This is a genomic window from Oceanobacillus profundus (assembly GCF_003515705.1).
GTDB lineage: Bacteria > Bacillota > Bacilli > Bacillales > Amphibacillaceae > Oceanobacillus > Oceanobacillus profundus.
On record NZ_QWEH01000006.1, the window covers coordinates 49,488 to 70,903 of the forward strand.

Sequence of the window (21,416 nt, forward strand, 5' to 3'; positions counted from 1 at the left end):
TTTATTTTATAAAACTGATAATACGGTCGAGCACAGCCTGTTCAACTATGTCTATGGATTGATCTGCATCAATCGTTTGAATTCGGTTGGGGAATTTGTCTTTAAGAATCTGATAACCTTCATAAACCATTTCATGGAACTTAAGGTTTTCAAGATCAAGTCGATTCCTCTCTCTATCTTTATTCGCTGCAATACGCTCTAATCCCTTTTTTGGCGTAATATCAAAAAATAAAGTCAAATCTGGCATACAATCCCCAATGACAAATTGATTGATGGAAAAGACCTCATCAATTCCTAATCCACGGGCATACCCTTGATATGCTAAACTACTGTCAATAAAACGATCACAGAGAACAACCTTCCCTTGTTCCAGTGCTGGAAGTACTTTTTCTACAAGGTGCTGCCTGCGTGCTGCTGCATAGAGAAGTGCTTCCGTACGTTCTTCCATTTCTGTATGATCCGGGTCATGAATAATGTCACGGATTTTCTCAGAAATGTTGATACCGCCTGGTTCACGGGTCGTTATCACGTCATACCCCAAATCCGTTAGCCTTGATGCGATCGCTTGAAGGATGGTTGTTTTTCCAGCACCTTCGCCACCTTCAAATGTTATAAAAAAAGCCCTCATGTTATATCTCCTTCATCATTTCCTGTAGATCTTGATGCCTGATTCCCGTTGCTGAATTCGAACACCTTGATTACGAAGCTGTCGGGTAGTAGCAAGGTGTGCTGTTGTAATACGTTCACCCTTAAGAATGATCGGAATTCCCGGCGGATAGGCTATGACTGCCTCTGCTGCTATATGTTCGATACCTTCACCAAAAGGTACACGTCTGTAAGATCTTGCCTGCATTTCTTGATACGACAAAGCCAATTCCTGAATGGCTTCTGGAAATAACTTTGCTATTTCTATTGTATCATGATTTAGTTCAATTTTTAATTGTTCCCCTACTCTTTTTACTATTTTTTGAAGCTGGGTCTGCTTATTAAACGGCTCAAGCCCATGAATAAGCAATAGCTGATTATGTGTTGTAAGCTCTGGATATAAATTTTCTTCTTCAAAAAGCCGTGTCACATCTTGAACTGAATACGATTGTTTCACGTGTAACGTTATTTTAAGTGGATCATCCTGTACTTCAATTGGCAGGACATTCCATGCCTCGCACTTATCAAGTATCGTCCGCACTTCGTTCACACTTCGTAAAATACGTTCTATATCATTGCTTTCCAATTTGGCTAAAAAGAAACGTGCAATATCTAACGAAGCCATTAATGGATAGGATGGACTGCTCGATTGAATGATTTGTAAATAGTGGGCAATTCGCTCTTTGGAAATAAGTTTGGATTTTATATGTAGATAAGAAGCCATTGTCATTGCCGGGGCCATTTTATGAGCTGATTGCACAACAGCATCTGCTCCCAACCTTAAAGCAGATGCTGGAAAAGGTTTCCCTAAAGCAAAGTGAACTCCATGTGCTTCATCGACGAGAACTGGAATGTTATACGAATGTGCCAAATCTATCATGGCTTTAATTGGATACGTTCTTCCAAAATAATCAGGATAGGTGAGTACAATCGCTTTTGCGTCTGAGTGCTTTTGTAACGCTTCTTCTAATGTAGACAAACTTGGACTCGTATAGCGATCGACTGCTTCATCATAATTGGGGGCGATAAATACTGGCTTTGCACCACTAAGTTCCAAGCCATTCATAACGGATTTATGGCAATTACGTTGAACAATAATTTTTTCACCTGGTGAACAGGCTGCTAACACCATTGCTAAATTCCCTGCCGTACTCCCGCCAACAAGAAAAAACGTATGGTCTGAGCCAAAAAAATCCGCAGCTAACCCTTCTGCTTCTGCAATCATTTCCGTTGGCGCATGAAGATCGTCTAATCCATGTAGCTCTGTCATATCTAACTTTAAGATGGAATCAAAATAAGACCTTACATGTTTCGGGAATATTTCACCATTTTTATGACCTGGGACATGAAAGGATATCGGGTCTTTGTATGTAAATTGCTGCAATCTTTCAAAGATCGGCATTCGATTGTGATTCTGATTCATCATTGTCCCTCCTTTAGTTTCTTTCGATTATAATAATCGCAAATTAACGAACGACGTAATGACGATGCTTCCCTTACGAGCATCGTATCATTGCCACGTGAGATTTTCTTAGATATAGCATGGATGTGGATGGTAGAAAGTTTATCCTACCTCGCTTTTGCATTTCATGGCAATTTTATCATTCTCAGACCAACAAAAGAAGCCTTTGCAAGCAAAGACTCCCTGAATAGCTATGAATATAATTTCGGTTGATTAATATTCTTTAATTTTCGTAAGTAATAGTTATACTTTTCTTCTCTTGGCTCCGTATGAATCATATTATACTCGCATTCCGTACAAATGAACATCGTATATAAATGAATTCCCTTCTCCTTTTGTTCCTCACAGATGCCGCATTGTGAAAGTCCTAATGAATTAGCTTGTTCCACCTTCCCCACCTCCGTTAGAAACTAGTATCTCCCAATCTAAGGAAAACTATACGGGGAAACTTTGAAACTTTTAAGTTTGGAATAAAATGGTCTAGCTAAATAATAAACAGATGAATCGCCACCAAGGACGCCAATCCAAATAACCCTAAAAAACCAGATACGACAGCTGTAAATAAATTAATTGGAATGTGCAGCCCAAACATCCCACCGAATACATTAAAGAAAAATAAAAACAGAATACCAATTCCAAGCTTTACTGTAGCCTGTCCAATGAATTTCATTGGCTTAACAGGGGCACCAACGAATAATAAAATAATAATTAGTCCAACAATGACCGAAATAACAATTGCAGAACTCAACTGAAATCAACCCTCTTCCTCAACCTCTTTTTTAGTAAATTTATGCTTGTATTTCGTAAAAAAGAACCAAGGAAGCGGGGAAAGAAAAGAATCTCTCTGTGAAAAAACATGATCATGAATCTTTGTAAGAAAGTAGGTGATTTTATATAAAGCTTGATTTAACAGCCTTTTATTAAAAGTCGTTAGGAGATGTTGCCAAACGTTCAGTAAAAGAACCGCCCCTTTTCCCCATTCTAAAACTGAACCGTCAACATGTCCTGTTTCTCCCTCAATTCTTCATTTATTTTTTCTACACATTTTTCAAACTGTGGTTTCTCAATAAAAAAAGACAAGGCCATCTATACTCACAAACCTTGTCTCCCTTAATCTATAATTCTAGTATACTCGCACTGCACTAATATTACGCAGTCTTGCCTCACGCAGAAGAAATAAATATTTAGCCCGAGCAATTGCTTCTTGCTGCATTCCATTGATTGAAGGCTCCATACTTTGTTCTACAATAGACCTAATTTGTTTCCACTCTTGTTCTGCTTGAATGATTGTATCAAGCAGCTCATGATTGACATCTTTTGTCTTTCGTTTTTTCCCCATGCACTTCACCTAACTTCTACAAATCTCTTCTACCCTCTAAAGCTTTTGATAATGTTACTTCATCTGCATATTCCAAATCGCCGCCAACAGGTAAGCCATGTGCAATTCGAGTCGTGCGGATACCTGATGGTTTAACAAGGCGTGAAATATACATTGCGGTTGCTTCCCCTTCGATGTTTGGGTTAGTTGCTAGGATGATTTCTTTTACTTCCTCATCCTTCAGACGATTGATTAGATCAGGGACATTAATATCTTCTGGTCCAATTCCATCCATTGGTGAAATTGCGCCATGAAGAACATGGTATTTTCCGTGGAATTCTTTCATCTTTTCCATTGCAATGACATCTTTTGGATCTTGCACGACGCAAATAACCGAATTATCTCGAGATGTATCCGAACATATCGCGCATGGATCCTGATCGGTGATGTGTCCACAAATACTGCAATGGGAGAGCTCTCTTTTGGCATTCACTAATGCATTGGCAAAATTAAGCACATCATCATCTTTCATATTCAAAACAAAAAATGCCAGACGGACAGCTGTTTTCGGTCCAATGCCAGGCAATTTTGTAAAACTGTCAATTAACTTCGATATTGGTTCTGGATAATACATCAAGCCTGCCTCCTACACGAAAACATAAGCACCCGCTTCAAACCGGGTGCTTATACTTGGCATAGGGGATCGTAATCCCCTGCCATTTTTCCTTTAATTAAAACATACCAGGCATGTTTAAGCCTTTTGTGAACTGTCCCATTTGTTGGTTCGTTTTATCATCAATTTGCTTCAATACATCATTTGTTGCAGCAATGATAAGATCTTGTAGCATTTCGATATCATCTGGATCTACAACTTCTTCTTTAATTGCAATATCTGTAATTTCCTTTTTCCCATTTGCTGTAATGGTAACCATTCCACCACCAGCTGATGCTTCAAAAGACATTTCATGCAATTCGTCCTGTGCCTGCATCATTTTCTTTTGCATTTTTTGCATTTGCTTCATCATATTGTTCATATTTCCCTTCATGGAAAATACCTCCTTTAGATTATTCATTATTATTTTTTTCCTTATACTGGAACAGCCACATCCAGCTCCAGCGCTAAAGCTGTAGCGAGACTTCCCTCACCTCCGTACGATAAAGAAGACTTGCCGATTGGCTGCTCCAGAGGCTTAGTCGCACTTATACCCTTGTGGTGAAAGTCAACATCGACTCCCTACGGCTCAGTCCGTACGTCGCTAACCGGGCGCTTGCGCTTTTGTTTCCTAATCATGTATTTCCAGTAATTCATCTCCAAAGAGCTTCCTAGCTTCATCCACTAGTGGGTCTCCTTGTTCTTCATCTTTAGGCTTATCTTGTTTGCTTATATATTCCGTACGGAGCTGTGTCCAATCATTATCTGGAATTGGGATAATCGTTAATTGCTTATCCATCACACTCGTAAGTACGGATTCAACTGTCTCCCGATTATCTAAAAATAAGGAGCAGTGGATTTCATATTTAAATGCGACAACGAGTGAATCTGCGGATGCAGCTGCAGGTTTACTATCCTGTATCGTTGCATGTGCAGGTGCATTCACTTGCTTTAGCTTACTTAAAAAGTTGGCCCACTGTGATTGTACTTGCTTTAATGCAGGCTTTTCTGCTTTTCCAAGCACATCACGAATTCGCTCAAACGGGATTTTATAGCTATTTTTCGATCCTCTCGCAGGTTGCCTTCTCTTCTCAGATGCAGCTGGTGCTTGAACAGGCTGTGCAGGCTGCTGCTTCAGATTGGTAAGCTCTTTTTCCAATTGTGACATTTTGCTCATCAGTTTTGTTACTGCTTCTGAATCAACATCAGCTGTCGCCTGCTCACCGGCATGATATCGATTGGTAATCGTGAGTATCGCTATTTCGATAAATACCTTGGGACTATTCGTCCACTTGATCTCTTGTTGGCACTGATTCAGTTGGATAATTGCATCCTGAATCCATGAGGTTGATACAGAATCAGAAAGTGCAAGGAAGTTATCATCCACTCTTGCTCTCTCCAACAATCCTTCTAGCGATGGAGCACTTTTGAAAAGCAATAGATCACGCATAAAATAAATCAGATCATATACAAATCGTCCAGGATCTTTCCCCCGTTGGATCAAATCATCCAATAGCTGTAACGCCTGTTCCACATCTTTTTCATGCATGGCCTTTACGATATCGGTGAGCACTTTCTGGGAAACACCACCAGTAACAGCCAACACATCATCGAGTTCTACCTGGTCCTCACTATAGGAAATTGCTTGATCCAGAATACTTAACGCATCACGCATTCCACCTTCTGCTGCTAATGCAACAGTATCCAATGCCTCTTTCGAAACAGAAATATTCTCTGCTTCCATAATCGTTTGCATACGATCTACAATTGCCTGATTGGATATCGGTTTAAAATCGAATCGCTGACACCTAGAAATGATCGTTAATGGAATTTTATGTGGCTCGGTCGTTGCCAAAATAAAGACGACATGCTTTGGTGGTTCTTCTAACGTTTTTAGTAATGCGTTGAATGCATTAATAGAAATCATGTGTACCTCATCAATGATGTACACTTTATATGGTACTGCGCTTGAAGCATACTTTACCTTGTCTCGGATTTCACGAATATCATCGACACTCGTATTGGATGCAGCATCAATTTCGATAACATCTGAAATCGAGCCATCCAAAATGCCACGACATGCATCACATTCATTACATGGTTCTTTGACTGGTGCATGCTCACAGTTAATTGTTTGGGCAAAAATCTTGGCAGCACTTGTTTTCCCTGTCCCTCTTGGCCCAGAGAATAAGTAAGCATGCGAAAATTTATCTTGTACAATCGCATTCTGCAATGTTCTCGTAATATGTGTTTGTCCTACGACATCCTCAAAAGTTCTTGGACGCCAAACGCGATATAAAGCTTGATAGCTCATAATACAGATTCCCCTCTATGATCTATTTCTAATTATACCCGATTTTAGGGGTGAATGTGAACCAAAACAGGGTTAAATATATTTTTTGTAACATTCATCTGGAGTTACTGTCACATTTCGTTATAGGTGGAGGGGATTGGTTTGTTCTATGGGACTAAGAAACCAGGATGGCATATCATCAGCCACCCTGGTTTTTATAATTTTAAACAGATGCCGGATTCGTTGCTTTTTCCGAAAGCCATGTTTCAAACGTATAGGACATCTCCCAAAATGCGAGCTCATATTCTTTCGCAAGAATAAACTGCTCTTTGATTTTCTCTTTTTCTGTTTCACTTGCCTTTTCCGCTAATCCATCGAGCAGGTCAATCATTTCCTGTGTGGACTCTTGGAACCATTCACTACCATACGTGTTCAGCCAATTTTGGTAAATTTCTTCTTTCGGTTTTGCGTCCTTGTAAGTCAAACCAATATCAGCATATAACCAGTAACATGGTAGCATTGCAGCTACAATTTGAGCTAAACTTCCGGACAACGATGCACGGTACAAATGCGATGTATAAGCATAGGCAGTTGGTGCAGGTTTAAAATTCTCAATTTCTGCATTGGTAATCTTTAAAATCCCTGCATGCTCCTTATGCACTGTTAGCTCTGCTTCTGCTGTTTTCTTTGCTTTTTCAGCCAGTTTAGCAGCAACATGAAAGTCATCTGAATGTGCAGCCGCAAAAGCATGCACCTTGCCGTAATGCTTCAAATAATAGATATCCTGCAGAATATAATTTTTGAATGTTTCCAGTGGCAAATCACCACTTACAATACCCTGTACAAACGGGTGATTTAGACTTAATTTCCAACTCTCTTTCGTAGCCTCTCGCAATAACTCTGAAAAACGCATAGAAAATTCCTCCCCTAATTTTGTTTAATAGATTACTTCTAATACAGCGTTAACAATATACATCAAATCGTTTTTATCCTGCTGATCTTCAAGAAAAATCCCACTGGTGGTAGCCATACCTCCGGTCCCAAGAATTGCCGGAACCCCATTCTCGTTTGCTGCTTTTCCAGCCTTTAACATTGCTTCTCCACAGGACTCCGTTAATGTCCCATTGTTCAGCACTACAGCGTCGGCAATTTTTCCGTAGTCTTTTGATTCTCTTAGTGTATGTGACATTGCAGGAGACGCGCCGATTGCGATTAGACCATTAGCAGCAAAATTACTCGCAACTTCATTGGTAATATTAAAAATAAACGGCTAGTCTTCTCTTATTTTTGCAATAACATCCATCAAAACATCTCCTTTCTATAAATTTAGAATGAAGAACAAAAAAACCACCCCGAAATGGAGTGGTTATATATACAGTTACAGAATTATGTATACGTCACCAGCTCCACTTCCCTACGCTGGTACTAGCCAGTTCAGGTTCAAAGGGATCAAGAAATGAATCTTATCTCAGCCAAATGGCACCCCTAGTGGATTTTTTATATTCTAGTTCTATCTTATTCCATTTTTTCATAAAAGTAAAATTATTCATACGAAAAAAATCCCAACATCCAACTCTTATCCATATGGCATGCAGCTTAGATAGATTTTATCTAGGTGAATTTAAAAACACTCTTTCAAATGCTTTATAGCGTTTAAAAGAGTGTTTGATTGCATTATGTAGCCGTGCACCCACTTTCGATGTGACGACCCTATGCGTTACTTAAGTTCATGGCTCGGCCTAGGCTTCCCCACGGCACACAGAAAATTCCACTTACTGCTGCTTCCTTCCGGACCTGACAGGGTTCATGGGTTCCTGTTGCGTAGGACCCGGGCGTCAACACCACTCCCTTAAGGCAGACCATAAAATCGCCACACCTAGAGTGGGAATTCAGCCTCGCTATAGCGGATTGCGAGTACAGGGCACCGCTACCTCCCCACCTAGCACGGTATTTACCATTATAGCGAAATTATCGACAAAATGCAACATCAAAAGCGGAAGCGCCCGGTTACCGACTATTTTTTTCTTTTTCGAAGTGCTCGAAAGAAATCCGTTAGTAATGCAGCACACTCTGTTTGTAAAACACCTGCCGTTAATTCAACCTGATGATTAAAGCGAGGTTCATTCAATAAATTCATTAATGTGCCCGCACATCCTGCCTTCGGATCAGTTGCTCCATATACAACACGTTTAATTCGCGATTGGACAATAGCACCTGCACACATCGGACATGGCTCCAATGTAACGTAGAGCGTACAATCCTCTAGTCGCCAGCTTCCAATCTTTTCATTTGCTTCTTGAATGGCAATAAGCTCAGCATGGGATAGCGTCGTTTGCGAGGATTCTCGCAAGTTATAGCCCCTTGCAATGATTTCATCGTTATATACGATAACCGCACCAATTGGAACTTCATTTAATGTTAAAGCTTTTTGGGCTTCTTCAATTGCCGCTTCCATAAATTTTACATCACTCATATTATCACAACACTTTGTTTTAAAGTTTGAATCAATCCAAAAGAGGAAATACTGTTAAGTAGTCATACCGAATAAAGGAGACTCATAAATGGATACATCATTAAATAACACTGCTGTACTATTTGTCGATATTATCAACGATTTTGACTTTGATGGCGGTGATGATTTATATCGAAATACGAAAGCAATCCTCCCGAACCTCATTAAGCTGAAGAAATTCGCCAAAGAAAAAAATCTACCTACTATTTATGTTAATGACCATTACGGATTATGGCAAGCAGACTTTCATAAAATTATTGAAAACTGTAAAAATGATAGAAGCAAGGAAATTATTGAGGCACTCGCACCAGAGGAAGATGATTACTTTCTTATTAAACCACAGCATTCTGCCTTTTTCCAGACGCCACTGCAATCTTTGCTTACAGATTTAAAACGAAGCCATCTCCTAATGGCTGGTATTGCCGGAGACATTTGCATTCTTTTTACTGCCAAGGATGCGTATATGTACCAATTTGGAATGCACGTTCCTGCAAATTGCATGGCATCCGAAGCAAAGGAGAACAATGATTATGCATTATATTTAATCCGTTCTGTAATGAAGGCAAATATCGATCCACTTTAAGTCATATAGCTGACCTCCTTCACATAAGTTAAAATGAGAAACTGTTTTGAAGGAGGAAGTTCTCTTGCAAATTCATGTTGTTACAGAAGGGGAAACATTAACTTCAATCGCTAATACATATAATACAACTGCTGTCGCCATTACGAATGCCAATGAACTAGATGCTCCAAATGATCTCGTCATCGGGCAAGCACTGGTCATCCCCATTTTTGGTCAGTTTTACTTTGTTCAACAAGGTGATAGCCTTTATTCCATTGCCAACCGATTTGGGATGACCTATCAGGAACTAGCAACGATTAATAATATTTCACCAGAGATGACACTTCCTATTGGCTTGCGGCTTTACATCCCGCCTCGTGCTAAGCGCGCGATTACATCGTATGCTTATATTGAACCCTTTGGTGATACGGTTTCTGAAACCTTGGAAAATGCTGCTGCTAAAAATTCTCCTTATCTAACTTTCCTTGCATTATTTAGCTATCGAGTCAATCGCGATGGTTCATTGACTTCACCACCCATCGGGAATCTACAGGAGATTGCCGCAAACACAGATACAGCAATGGCAATGGTTGTGACAAATTTGGAAGGACCTGGGTTTAGTGATGAGCTTGGTCATATCATTTTAACCGTACAAGCGGTTCAAAATAAGCTATTGGATAACATTGTGAATACAGCGCAGACACAAGGATTTACCGATATTCACTTTGACTTTGAATTTCTGCCATCTGATGATCGGGAAGCATACAACGCATTTCTGCGTAAAGCAAAGGAGCGATTTTCTCAGGAAGGCTTACTCTTATCTACTGCACTCGCGCCAAAAACAAGCGCCACTCAAACAGGGCAGTGGTATGAAGCTCACGATTACGCTGCTCATGGGGAAATAGCAGACTTTGTTGTATTAATGACGTATGAATGGGGCTATAGCTACGGTCCTCCGATGGCTGTTTCGCCAATTGATCAAGTTCGTAATGTTGTTGATTACGCCTTAACAGTTATTCCCGCAGATAAAATATTATTAGGCCAAAATTTATATGGATACGATTGGACGTTACCCTTTGTTGAAGGTGGAGAAGCTGCTCGTGCCGTAAGTCCACAGCAAGCGATTGCAATTGCCAGGGAAAATAATGCTGTCATTCAATATGACACGAGCGCACAGGCGCCATTTTTCACGTATACAGATGCAGAGGGGAATGAACACGAGGTATGGTTTGAAGATGCCAGATCAATTCAGGCAAAATTCGATATGATTCGTGAACTCGACCTACTAGGTATTGCATATTGGAAGCTAGGTCTAGCCTTTCCACAAAATTGGCTTTTACTAGACGATCAATTTACGATAACCAAACTATAATAGAATATGTACTAGATATTAATATCGCCAAGAAGATCGAAAAGACCGTCTCCATTTGATTAGAGACGGTCTTCCTATTTTTACATATTGTTAATTGTGGTTTCCTTTTCCGTTATCTAACAATAGACTCCCACTTTTAATTCTTACTTGAGCAGATTCAAAGCTTCACGATTAAAAGCTGGAATATCATCTGGCTGACGACTTGTCACAAGCTGATCCTGACAAACGACTACTTCTTTATCGACAACCTTGGCTCCTGCATACTCCATATCAACTTGAATCGATTTGTAGCCTGTTGCATCTCGGCCCTCTAACGCTTTCGCTGTAATTAACAGCTGTGGTCCATGACAAATTGCAAATACAGGTTTTTTCGCATCCATGAAACCTTTAGCAAACTTAACAAAACGATCATCCGCCCGTAAAATATCTGGTGAAAAGCCACCAGGGATGAATAATGCATCAAAATCATCGACATTTACATCCTCGATACCATGGTCAATCGTTAACGTAGTTTCCTTGTTTTTCCCTGTTACTTTATTGCCCTTTTCTTTTTCAATCGTGATTACTTCATGCCCAGCTTCTTTAAAAGCCTCTGCTGGTTCTGTATATTCCACATCCTCAAACATATCGGTAATGACGGTTGCTATTTTTTTACCCATTGCTCATCCGCTCCTTATGATTTGATTCATAAAGAGTCTTCCCTTTGTAAGGAAAATAAAACATCACCGATCCATGCCCATTAATGCTCGCAATTCCTCTTCATTCGAAATTAGATCTTGAACCGTATATTCATCAAGCACCTTAAAAAAAGCATGCAAGGCTTTATTCAATGCGTGTTTTAAGGTACATGCTGGGGTAATCACACAATGATTTGTTCCCTTATCAAAGCATTCAAGTAAATTAAAATCACTTTCGAGGCTGCGAACAAGTAAACCTACGTTGATTTCCGATGCAGGCTTTGCCAGTCGGATACCACCATTTCTCCCTCTAATCGTTTCAAGTAAGCCCATTTTGTTCAATTCAAAGACAATTTTTCCTAAATGATGCTGCGAGATGTTAAAAACCTCTGAGATTTCCTTAATACTAGCAAGCTCATCATTCGGTTTTGTACCTGTATAAATTAAAACGCGCAATGCGTAATCCGTATACTTCTTTAATTGCATGAATGAATCACCTCGTTTACTTCTTCACAATATTGTAACACAAAACCCGTTTTCACTATTGATACAGTGCAAATAAAACATCTATAATTAAACATGTATTAGAAATACATCTTTTAAAAAACTGTAGGGAGTGCTTTGAAATGACAACAGAAACAGCTACTGGATTAGATCAAAAAACAAGAGACATAATAAAAGCTACTGTACCAGTTTTAGAGGAACACGGGACTGCAATAACAAAACGATTTTATCAAATGATGTTTGAAAACCACCCAGAATTAAAGAATATTTTTAACCAAACAAATCAACGAAAAGGTGACCAACCTAAAGCGCTTGCGAATACGGTTTATGCAGCTGCTGTCCATATCGACAATTTAGAAGCTATCTTACCCGTTGTAAAGCAAATTGCCCAAAAACACCGCAGCTTAAATATTAAGCCAGAGCATTATCCAATTGTTGGAGAGAATTTATTACTAGCAATTAAAGACGTGTTAGGAGATGCAGCAACAGACGAAATTATCGATGCTTGGGCAAAAGCATATGGTGTGATTGCAGATGTATTTATTTCTGTTGAAGCCGAAATGTATACTGAAGTAAAAGCAACAACTGGTGGATGGATAGACTATCGTAACTTTAAAGTAATCAAAAAAGAAGTCGAAAGTGATGTTATTACATCGTTCTATCTGCAGCCAGAAGATGGAGAAGCATTCCCTTCCTATCAACCCGGTCAGTATATTACCGTAAAGGCTGTCATTGACGGAGAAAACTATAACCATTTACGTCAATATAGCTTATCCTGTGCTCCTGGAGGGGAATTTTACCGAATTAGTGTAAAGCGTGAGGATGCTTTCGAAGACCAGCCCAAGGGAGTTGTATCAAGTTTCCTACATGAACATATTAATGAAGGAGACATCCTACCAATCAGTGCACCAGCTGGGGATTTCTTTTTAGATGCAGAAGACACTAGACCACTCGTCCTAATGAGTGGCGGAGTGGGATTAACACCTATGATTAGCATGCTTGAAACAGCAATTAAGGAGCAGCCTGAACGTGAGGTTATTTATATTCACGCTGCAAAATCAAGTAAATTCCATGCAATGAAAGAGCGTGTCAAAGAAATCGCTGGGCAAAATAACCATGTGAAAAGTTATACCGTGTATGACAGCCCTAGTGAAGGAGATTCTTTTGATAAAGCAGGTAGAATTGATTATGATTGGTTATCATCCATACTTCCAACAAACGATGCCGCATTTTATTTCTGTGGACCGAAGGGATTTATGCGTGCGATGTATCAACACTTGAAAGCATATCAAGTGAATGACACAGATATTCATTTTGAAATCTTTGGACCGTCCGAGGATATCACCAGGTAAATAGCATTTATAAGGACAGCCGTTCCAGGCTGTCTTTTTTTCTACGCTTGTTTGGCAGCACCTTTTCACAAAAAACTACGCACGATAGAGCACATTAGCGAATGCTCCAATTCGTTGCAGCCCTCGATAAATTTGCGCTGGCATGATATACCGTCTAGGATTAAGATTTGTGGATTGCTTTATCTTCGTTGTTGCAAGATCGACCTTCCCGTCATTTCCAAAGTAAAAAGCTTGCCAGACAAATTTAGAGCAATAGTTTTGTTGGAGATTTCGAAGATTCCTCGTATACTGATAAGCATTTACCTGTTCTTTATGCTGCTTTGCCCACCTTGCAGCATTTCTAGCTTCCTCCTTATTCGGATGTCGTAATATCGTCAGCTTCTCGCCCTTTTTATGCCTGCTTAAATAAATAGGCATACTATCTCCATGCCCATAGCTCGGCCATCTGTTTACATGATAAATTCGAAAATCCTCGCCAATAATCCCAGCATGTCCGACGACAATGGAAGATAATGCTGTCTTATGTGAATAAAGCACATCTCCTGGGAGCATATGGATTGATGTTTCGGGATAAAGATGAACTGGATCGTCGGATACATACTTATCACTCATCATAAACGCCCCTATCCTATTCTCTATAACGTATAGCATAAAGAAAAACTTTGGTCCTCGCCACTAAAGCGACAACCAAAGCTTTTTGATTTTACTCCTCTAATGTCGATGTATCTCCTGTTGGAAGGCCCAGCTCCCAAGATTTCAACAGACGACGCATAATTTTACCGCTTCGCGTTTTAGGAATGCTATCGCGAATTTCAATTTCTCTTGGTGCAGCATGTGCACTAAGACCTGTTTTAACAAATTGACGAATTTCTTCTAATAATTCATCCGATTTTTCATATCCTTCATTCAAGGAAATAAATGCTTTAATAATTTCTCCCCGTTCTGGATGCGGTTTTCCAATGACTCCCGCTTCAGCAACAGCTGGGTGTTCAATTAATTTGCTCTCAACCTCAAATGGGCCGACCCGCTCACCAGATGTATTAATGACATCATCCAGGCGTCCTTGGAACCAGAAATAACCATCCTCATCACGATATGCACTATCACCAGAGACATACCAGCCATTAATAAAATAGCTTTCATATTTACCAGGATTATTCCAAATTTGCCGCATCATCGACGGCCAACCCTCTTTAATTGCTAAATTCCCCATCTGATTTGGAGGTAGTTCATTTCCTTCATTATCAACAATCGATGCTACAATACCAGGAATTGGTTTCCCCATCGAACCTGGGCGAATTTCCAATGCAGGTAGATTTACAATGAGCTGTGCACCTGTTTCGGTCATCCACCATGTATCATGGATGCGTAGATTAAATGCTTTTAATCCCCATGTAACAACCTCTGGGTTCAATGGCTCCCCAACACTCATGATATGACGTAATTCTAAAAGATCATATTTCTTTAATGCCTCTTCACCGTGACTGACAAGCATCCGCAATGCTGTTGGAGCGGTATACCATACCGTTATCTTATTTTTCTCCAGGGTTTCATACCAGTCATCTGGCGTAAAACGTCCACCACGAATCACGTTTGTCACACCATGTAACCAAGGTGCAAAGATACCGTAGCTTGTTCCTGTTACCCAGCCTGGGTCCGCAGTACACCAATATACATCATCTTCTTTCAGATCGAGTACCCATTCACCTGTAGCGTAATGCTGAATCATAGCATTGTGCACATGATAAACGCCCTTAGGCTTTCCAGTAGATCCCGATGTATAGTGGAGCAGCATACCATCTTCTAAATCAACCCATTCGATATCAAATGCTTCAGAGGCCCCGGCCATTTCAGTATGATAATCAATATACGTATGAGCTACCCCTGCTTCCCCAACAAGAATTACTGTTTCTAATTGTGGTAATTCATCTTGTGGAACTCTCTCAATTAGCTCTGGGGTCGTAATCAGTACACTTGCTTCACTATCCTGCAGGCGATCTCGGACAGCTTGCTCCATAAATGCCTCGAATAAGGGTCCAGCAATCGCGCCAGTTTTTAATATCCCAAAGAATGCTGCATAAAATTCTGGACTTCGTGGCATAAAGAGAAATACACGGTCCCCTTTGTTTACTTGATGCTTCTTTAGTACATTTGCAAACTTATTACTCTGTTTACTTAAATCTGAAAACGTAAGCTGCTCCTCACGGTCTGGAGCAGAATATAATAAAGCTACCTTATCTTTTTTAGCAGGATTCTCTGCATGGCGATCCAATGCTTCATATGCGATATTTACCTTTCCAGTCTCGTTCCAGGCAAAATGCTTGTTTACATCATCCCATTTGAAGTTTTCTCTTACTTTTTGATAATCTTTTAAATTATAGTTCTCACTTCTTGCTGGTATTACTTGCATATCCATCCAATCACCTCATCCTTCTTTGTAATCGATTTCATTATTTCTTAAATAATTAATTGAAAATAATTGAAACATTCGGTAACTAATATATAGTTTAGAACATTTTGTGACGATTTTAAAGTAATTCATCTCAATTACTATTATTCAAAATATTACTTAAATTTGGATATATCTTTAAACCCAAAGAAAATCACGTTGTTTGCAACTAATAGCAATCCAACGTGATCATTAACATTCTTATTTTAATTTAAGCTTTTGCAGCCTTTTCTTCCTTACGTCTTTCCTTTTCAGAAATAATAAAAGCACATGCTGCATCCCCTGTAATATTTAAAGACGTACGTAACATATCAAGGATACGGTCAATACCGATAATCAATGCAATACCTTCCACAGGTAAACCTACTTGACCTAATACCATCGCCAGCATAATCATACCGACACCAGGTACACCTGCTGTCCCAATACTTGCTAATGTTGCTGTTAGGACAACTAGAAGCAAATCTGTTGGACTTAACGGAAGTGCATATACTTGGGAAATGAACACGGTAGCTACAGCTTGCATAATCGCTGTTCCATCCATATTGATTGTTGCACCTAATGGTTGAACAAAGCTACTAATCTCTTTTTTTACGCCAAGATTTTCTTGCGCAGCTTTCATAGAAATCGGTAACGTAGCATTCGAGCTGGATGTACTAAATGCAACGGACATCGCTGGGAAGAATCCTTTATAGAATTTAAGCGGATTCGCTCTTCCAAGCCACCAAATGGCTAGACTGTAGACAACCGCTCCATGAATGAACAAACCAAGCACAACCGTAATCATATACATTGCCATGGAACCAATTGCATCTAACCCTGCATCACCAATCGCAGAGGCAATTAGTGCAAATGCTCCATATGGCGCAGCTTTCATAACCAACATAACTAACCAATTCAAAATTTCATTTGCTTGCTCAAATAAACGATGAATTCCTGCTGTTTTTTCACCAAGAAAAGCTAACGCAACTCCTATGAAAATAGCAAATGCTATAATTTGCAGCATATCACCAGTAGCCATTGATGCGATTGGATTTTCTGGAATGATATTAATAATCGTTTCCATAATTGGTGGTGCTTCAGCTGATTCATATGATTGATCTGTATTGAATACACCTTCTTTTCCGGGTTGGAGGATATATCCAAGTCCAAGACCAATAGAAATGGCCATTGCTGTTGTAATTAGGAAAAAACTAACCGTATACGTACCGATTTTTCCTAACTTTGCTGGATCACCTAACCCAACTGTTCCTAGCGTAATAGAAACAAATACAAGTGGAACAACAAGCATCATAATTAAATTAATAAAAATTTGACCAACGGGGGCTAATAAATAAGTATCTAGCATTGAAAACGCCTTATCAGGAACAAAGGTTAAACCGATACCGACAATTACCCCTAATATGAGGGCAATCATAATTTTTTTTGTTAAGCTCATATAAATGTCCTCTCTGTTATTAGATTTTTTTATTTTGACTGTATGCTGGACGTTTGAACAGAATGCGGAAGAGAAATTACTTTGAGATGCAATATTTGGCAGTGGCGGCCCCGGCAGGATTCGAACCTGCGACACACGGTTTAGGAAACCGATGCTCTATCCCCTGAGCTACGGAGCCTAAAATTTTTAGGACAAGATAAAATACATTATACAAAATTTTTGTCGAATTGGAAAGCGGCATTATTTTCACATGGAAGATAGCCATATTCTATGGTAAAATAAATTCTGTCTATGAAAGCAATGAATGGAGGAAATAATAATGGCTGAAGTGCCTTTCATTGCAATTGAAGGACCGATTGGCATTGGTAAAACATCGCTCGCTAAAAAACTATCCAATCACTTTAATTATCACTTGTTAAAAGAAATTGTGGAGGAAAATCCTTTTCTTGGCAAATTTTACGATGATATCGATGAGTGGAGTTTTCAAACCGAGATGTTTTTTTTATGCAATCGATTCAAGCAATTGGAAGATATCGATAAGAAATATCTTAGAGCAAACAAAGCTGTAATAGCTGATTATCATATATCAAAAAACATGATTTTTGCAAAACGTACATTGCAAGAGGATAAATTGGAGAAATATGAAAAAATATACCAAATCCTAACAACCGATATGCCCACTCCAAATATGCTCATCTATTTAAATGCTAGTCTCGATACAATTTTGGATCGAATCAGAAGGCGCGGCAGAAATATTGAGCAAAATATAAAAGCTTCTTATCTTGCACAGCTAAGAAACGATTACGAGGACTATATGAATGCTTTTGAACAATTACATCCTGACATTCCCGTCATCCGAATAAATGGCGATACGACCGATTTTGTTCAGTATCAAAAGGATTTAGATTGCATTATTGAAAAAGTAACGAACCATTTGCATTTGCGGGTGGAATGAAAATGAAGGGGAACCAATAATGAACTTAAGAGAAAAATACCATATTCCAAACGACAGTGTGATTACAATTGCAGGTACGGTTGGAGTTGGTAAATCAACCATGACAAGAGCCTTAGCACAGGCTTTAGAATTTAAAACATCTTTTGAAAAGGTGGACACAAATCCGTATCTAGAAAAATTTTATGATGACTTCGAACGATGGAGCTTCCATCTGCAGGTCTACTTCCTGGCAGAACGCTTTAAAGAGCAAAAGAAAATTTTCGAATATGGCGGCGGCTTTGTCCAGGACCGTTCCATTTATGAGGATACTGGAATTTTTGCCAAAATGCATTTTGATAAAGGTACTATGTCACCAACTGATTATGAAACCTATACCAATTTATTTGATGCAATGGTAATGACACCATATTTCCCGCATCCAGACCTACTCATATACTTGGAAGGCTCCTTTGACGAGATTATAAGCAGGATCCAAGAACGCGGTCGGGATATGGAAAAGAGTACGCCAATTAGCTACTGGGAGGAAATGTATAATCGCTATACGAATTGGATTGATAACTTTAATGCATGTCCAATTTTGCGTATTAACATTTCGGACTATGACTTAATGCAGGAAGAAACCCCAATCGAACAAATTTTAGAAAAGGTTGGACGCTCACTTCAGCATTCCAGACGATATACACGAAGAGAATTAGCGAGATAATAAAAAAGGATGACCATAACGGTGCATCCTTTTTTAATCTGCTTTTCTTACATTCGTCCGGAAAGGGTAAAGCAAAAAATGAATCAGAATGAGAATAAGCGAGATTCCGATTAGCCATCCCAAGGGGAGGTTTAGAAATGCCCCGATAATAATTAATGCTGGCGCAATCATCAAGGCTAGAAAACTATTACTTGCGCCTGAATCATAATAATTTTCTTTTCCACAATGTGGACAACTCATTTTAATTCGAAACAGATTCCTTAATGTTGTTAAATAACTCCATTGTTTCTTACAATATGCACATGCTGGTGTCTCCATCTATTTCACTTCCTTTACTTTTCACCTAATTGAATTGACCGATCACGTGCTTGTCGGATACATGAAAAAATCATTTCTTCAAAGTTATGACGATCTAAATCGGCAATACCAGCCTCTGTTGTTCCTCCTGGACTTGTAATGTTTTTCCGCAGCACTGCTGGTGTTTCACCAGATTGCTTTAGCATGTTTCCAGCACCAATGACCGTTTGGGTAATAAGATCCTTAGCAGTTTGCCTGTCGAGGCCAAATTCCATTGCAGCTTTTTCCATCGCTTCTACAAAATAATAAATAAAGGCTGGACCACTGCCAGAAACAGCTGTAATCGCATGCATATCCTTTTCAACGACAAGCTTCGTCATACCTACAGTTTGAAATAATTGATCCGTTTGTAAGAGATGCTCCGCTTCGACATATTTCCCTGCCGAAAGTGCTGTCGCAGAATGTCCAATGAGAGCGGATGTGTTTGGCATTGTACGTACAACTGGAATTTGTATGTCCAGAAGTTGCTCCATTTTTTCAGTCGATAACCCAGCAATGGTCGAAATAATTAATTGCTTTTCATTCAAATAAGGTTTTATCGACGTAATCGATTCCACTGCATCCTTTGGCTTACTAGCCAAAATAATAATATCAGCATTCCTGAAGACTGTTTCTTTATCTGTAGAGCATTGAACGTGATAGTGATTTTCAATGTATATTAGTCGTTCACGATTACTTTTATTGGTTACATATATATTTTCTTTTGCTACAACTTCGGATTTAATAATACCAGATAGGATCGCCTCTGCGAGAGATCCAGCTCCTAAAAATGCAATTCTTTTATCCATGTGACAACCTCCTATGAAATTAAAAAAACTGATTCTGCATCCTTAACAAAGGACGGAATCAGTTTCCGCGGTACCACCTAATTTGGCAATCATGCCCATCTCTAAATTGATAACACAGTTTCCTGCGGTTAGTTTATCGCTAACGACTCCTAGGTAGGTTCATACACGCTATTTCGCAGGGATCTTCCAGCTTATAAATCCCTTTCTCTTTCCGATAGTCATTGTATTACTGGCCTATTCTCCGTCTCAAATCATTTAATTGCTATGACTATAAGCTCTTATCTTTATTTTGTCAAGAAATTATCTGAATGACACCATATTTGATATAATAAGTTTATCAATAAAGGTGAAAGGAATCAAAGCATGAACCAATTACAGCAATTAAAACAGGTCCGTAATGAACTTACACGCTTCATGATAACTTATAAATTTGGTCTAGATGAAATGAATACAAAATTGAATATCCTGAAAGAGGAGTTTCAACATATACATTCTTATAATCCTATTGAACATATCAAATCACGCATAAAATCTCCAGAAAGCATTCTCAAAAAAGTGTATCGTAAAAATTTAGATATATCGATGGATGCAATTCGCGAAAATATTAAAGATATTGTGGGAATTCGTATCGTATGTTCCTTTATTTCCGATATTTATAAGGTAAGTGAAATGATTCAAAATCAACAGGATATTACGGTTGTAGAAGTAAAAGACTATATAAAACATCCTAAATCGAATGGTTATAAAAGCCTGCATCTTATTTTATCGATTCCAGTATTTATGTCAGATCGAACCGAACAGGTTTATATCGAAATTCAAATCCGCTCGGTTGCCATGGATTTCTGGGCAAGCTTAGAGCATAAAATCTACTATAAATATAATGGGGAAGTTCCACAGCAGTTAATCACGGAATTAACGGAAGCAGCAAATGTAGCAAATAAACTGGATTCTAAAATGGAGAAACTAAATAATGAAGTGAACAATATCAAAAGCAAAGCAGCAGAGAATGAAGATATTCATTTTTTACAATTAAATGAGGAGGATAAGGTTCATCTCCCATTAAACTTCTTACAATCCTTCCTTGATAGGGAAAAGTAATATGAAAAAACCGCTGAAAAACAGCGGTTTTCTTTATCTCCAATTATTATACGCTTGATTTCAAATGGAGGAGGTAGAGGGATTCGAACCCCCGCGCGGTTTGACCCGCCTGTCGGTTTTCAAGACCGATCCCTTCAGCCAGACTTGGGTATACCTCCATAACGATTAGAAAACTGAGCATTCTTTAAAGGGATTCTTAGAAGGCGTTCTTTGCTTTCTTAGAAAAACTTATACTCTGGAATGCAAGCTTTTGTTGCTTATACAAATAAAAAAGTTCTA

At 39.0% G+C, this 21,416-nt stretch carries 24 protein-coding genes, 2 tRNA genes, 1 other RNA gene and 1 riboswitch; of the genes, 6 read left to right on the top strand and 21 right to left on the bottom strand.

Translation table 11 applies throughout. The features are described 5' to 3' along the window. Position 1: 1 nt before the first annotated feature. The 12 genes from tmk to tadA form a co-directional block, all read right to left on the bottom strand. Complete coding sequence (gene tmk / locus D1B32_RS10535) at positions 2-628, bottom strand: dTMP kinase (RefSeq protein WP_118889298.1); 627 nt, start codon at positions 626-628, stop codon at positions 2-4. Between the two features lie 15 nt (positions 629-643). Continuing rightward, positions 644-2,068, bottom strand: a complete 1,425-nt coding sequence (locus D1B32_RS10540; RefSeq protein ID WP_118889299.1) for an aminotransferase class I/II-fold pyridoxal phosphate-dependent enzyme — start codon at positions 2,066-2,068, stop codon at positions 644-646. Positions 2,069-2,298: 230 nt separating this feature from the next. After that, positions 2,299-2,496: a sigma factor G inhibitor Gin gene (locus tag D1B32_RS10545; protein WP_095313936.1), complete on the bottom strand. Its 198-nt coding sequence runs from the start codon at positions 2,494-2,496 to the stop codon at positions 2,299-2,301. A gap of 95 nt (positions 2,497-2,591) precedes the next feature. After that, a complete protein-coding gene (locus D1B32_RS10550; RefSeq protein WP_095313938.1) occupies positions 2,592-2,855 on the bottom strand; it encodes a pro-sigmaK processing inhibitor BofA family protein in 264 nt (87 codons plus the stop codon). A gap of 375 nt (positions 2,856-3,230) precedes the next feature. Further along, positions 3,231-3,446: a YaaL family protein gene (locus D1B32_RS10555; RefSeq protein WP_095313940.1), complete on the bottom strand. Its 216-nt coding sequence runs from the start codon at positions 3,444-3,446 to the stop codon at positions 3,231-3,233. Positions 3,447-3,462: 16 nt separating this feature from the next. Continuing rightward, positions 3,463-4,059 (bottom strand): recombination mediator RecR, encoded by a 597-nt coding sequence (gene recR, locus D1B32_RS10560; RefSeq protein ID WP_118889300.1) that lies wholly within the window; start codon positions 4,057-4,059, stop codon positions 3,463-3,465. Between the two features lie 97 nt (positions 4,060-4,156). Further along, positions 4,157-4,471: a YbaB/EbfC family nucleoid-associated protein gene (locus tag D1B32_RS10565; RefSeq protein WP_095313943.1), complete on the bottom strand. Its 315-nt coding sequence runs from the start codon at positions 4,469-4,471 to the stop codon at positions 4,157-4,159. Between the two features lie 237 nt (positions 4,472-4,708). Then, positions 4,709-6,391 (bottom strand): DNA polymerase III subunit gamma/tau, encoded by a 1,683-nt coding sequence (gene dnaX / locus D1B32_RS10570; RefSeq protein ID WP_118889301.1) that lies wholly within the window; start codon positions 6,389-6,391, stop codon positions 4,709-4,711. A 202-nt stretch (positions 6,392-6,593) separates the two neighbouring features. Continuing rightward, positions 6,594-7,283, bottom strand: coding sequence for a thiaminase II (gene tenA, locus D1B32_RS10575; protein ID WP_095313946.1), 690 nt, complete (start codon positions 7,281-7,283; stop codon positions 6,594-6,596). A gap of 24 nt (positions 7,284-7,307) precedes the next feature. Beyond that, a complete protein-coding gene (locus tag D1B32_RS24245; RefSeq protein ID WP_168927293.1) occupies positions 7,308-7,634 on the bottom strand; it encodes a hydroxyethylthiazole kinase in 327 nt (108 codons plus the stop codon). 130 nt (positions 7,635-7,764) lie between these two features. Then, positions 7,765-7,867: riboswitch (TPP riboswitch) on the bottom strand. 185 nt (positions 7,868-8,052) lie between these two features. Then, positions 8,053-8,318: signal recognition particle sRNA large type (gene ffs, locus D1B32_RS10585), an RNA gene on the bottom strand. 66 nt (positions 8,319-8,384) lie between these two features. After that, the gene (gene tadA / locus D1B32_RS10590; RefSeq protein ID WP_095313947.1) at positions 8,385-8,843 is read right to left on the bottom strand and encodes a tRNA adenosine(34) deaminase TadA; all 459 of its coding nucleotides are present in this window, start codon (positions 8,841-8,843) and stop codon (positions 8,385-8,387) included. Positions 8,844-8,931: 88 nt separating this feature from the next. Here tadA and D1B32_RS10595 point away from each other — a divergent pair, with 88 nt between their 5' ends. Both D1B32_RS10595 and D1B32_RS10600 read left to right on the top strand, forming a co-directional pair. Next, complete coding sequence (locus tag D1B32_RS10595; RefSeq protein WP_095313949.1) at positions 8,932-9,465, top strand: cysteine hydrolase family protein; 534 nt, start codon at positions 8,932-8,934, stop codon at positions 9,463-9,465. Between the two features lie 64 nt (positions 9,466-9,529). Beyond that, entirely contained in the window at positions 9,530-10,816 is a 1,287-nt protein-coding gene (locus D1B32_RS10600) for a glycoside hydrolase family 18 protein (RefSeq protein WP_095313951.1), read from the top strand. A gap of 143 nt (positions 10,817-10,959) precedes the next feature. Here the strand turns inward: D1B32_RS10600 and D1B32_RS10605 are convergent, their stop codons facing one another. Both D1B32_RS10605 and D1B32_RS10610 read right to left on the bottom strand, forming a co-directional pair. Further along, positions 10,960-11,475 carry a general stress protein 18 gene (locus D1B32_RS10605; RefSeq protein ID WP_095313953.1) on the bottom strand — a complete coding sequence of 172 codons (516 nt, stop codon included), beginning with the start codon at positions 11,473-11,475 and terminating at the stop codon, positions 10,960-10,962. 63 nt (positions 11,476-11,538) lie between these two features. Further along, positions 11,539-11,979, bottom strand: coding sequence for an Rrf2 family transcriptional regulator (locus tag D1B32_RS10610; RefSeq protein WP_095313955.1), 441 nt, complete (start codon positions 11,977-11,979; stop codon positions 11,539-11,541). Between the two features lie 140 nt (positions 11,980-12,119). Between D1B32_RS10610 and hmpA the strand changes: the two genes are divergently transcribed. Beyond that, a complete protein-coding gene (gene hmpA / locus D1B32_RS10615; RefSeq protein ID WP_095313957.1) occupies positions 12,120-13,349 on the top strand; it encodes an NO-inducible flavohemoprotein in 1,230 nt (409 codons plus the stop codon). Positions 13,350-13,424: 75 nt separating this feature from the next. Here the strand turns inward: hmpA and D1B32_RS10620 are convergent, their stop codons facing one another. The 4 genes from D1B32_RS10620 to D1B32_RS10635 form a co-directional block, all read right to left on the bottom strand. After that, the gene (locus D1B32_RS10620) at positions 13,425-13,961 is read right to left on the bottom strand and encodes a hypothetical protein (protein WP_118889302.1); all 537 of its coding nucleotides are present in this window, start codon (positions 13,959-13,961) and stop codon (positions 13,425-13,427) included. 91 nt (positions 13,962-14,052) lie between these two features. Continuing rightward, positions 14,053-15,765: an acetate--CoA ligase gene (acsA, locus tag D1B32_RS10625; RefSeq protein WP_095313960.1), complete on the bottom strand. Its 1,713-nt coding sequence runs from the start codon at positions 15,763-15,765 to the stop codon at positions 14,053-14,055. Positions 15,766-16,009: 244 nt separating this feature from the next. Beyond that, positions 16,010-17,236, bottom strand: a complete 1,227-nt coding sequence (locus tag D1B32_RS10630; protein ID WP_095313962.1) for a dicarboxylate/amino acid:cation symporter — start codon at positions 17,234-17,236, stop codon at positions 16,010-16,012. 102 nt (positions 17,237-17,338) lie between these two features. After that, a tRNA-Arg gene (locus D1B32_RS10635) sits at positions 17,339-17,414 on the bottom strand. 141 nt (positions 17,415-17,555) lie between these two features. Here D1B32_RS10635 and D1B32_RS10640 point away from each other — a divergent pair. Both D1B32_RS10640 and D1B32_RS10645 read left to right on the top strand, forming a co-directional pair. Continuing rightward, positions 17,556-18,191 carry a deoxynucleoside kinase gene (locus tag D1B32_RS10640; protein ID WP_095313963.1) on the top strand — a complete coding sequence of 212 codons (636 nt, stop codon included), beginning with the start codon at positions 17,556-17,558 and terminating at the stop codon, positions 18,189-18,191. A 19-nt stretch (positions 18,192-18,210) separates the two neighbouring features. Beyond that, positions 18,211-18,894 (top strand): deoxynucleoside kinase, encoded by a 684-nt coding sequence (locus D1B32_RS10645; RefSeq protein ID WP_095313965.1) that lies wholly within the window; start codon positions 18,211-18,213, stop codon positions 18,892-18,894. Between the two features lie 33 nt (positions 18,895-18,927). Here D1B32_RS10645 and D1B32_RS10650 read toward each other — a convergent pair whose 3' ends face one another. Beyond that, on the bottom strand, positions 18,928-19,212 hold the full coding sequence (locus D1B32_RS10650) for a TIGR04104 family putative zinc finger protein (protein ID WP_118889303.1): 285 nt from the start codon (positions 19,210-19,212) through the stop codon (positions 18,928-18,930). Between the two features lie 14 nt (positions 19,213-19,226). Next, complete coding sequence (gene proC / locus D1B32_RS10655; RefSeq protein WP_118889304.1) at positions 19,227-20,039, bottom strand: pyrroline-5-carboxylate reductase; 813 nt, start codon at positions 20,037-20,039, stop codon at positions 19,227-19,229. 363 nt (positions 20,040-20,402) lie between these two features. On the opposite strand from proC, the gene D1B32_RS10660 reads away from it, so the two are divergent. Further along, complete coding sequence (locus tag D1B32_RS10660; protein ID WP_095313971.1) at positions 20,403-21,137, top strand: GTP pyrophosphokinase; 735 nt, start codon at positions 20,403-20,405, stop codon at positions 21,135-21,137. A gap of 65 nt (positions 21,138-21,202) precedes the next feature. Here the strand turns inward: D1B32_RS10660 and D1B32_RS10665 are convergent. Then, a tRNA-Ser gene (locus D1B32_RS10665) sits at positions 21,203-21,295 on the bottom strand. Between the last annotated feature and the right edge of the window lie 121 nt (positions 21,296-21,416).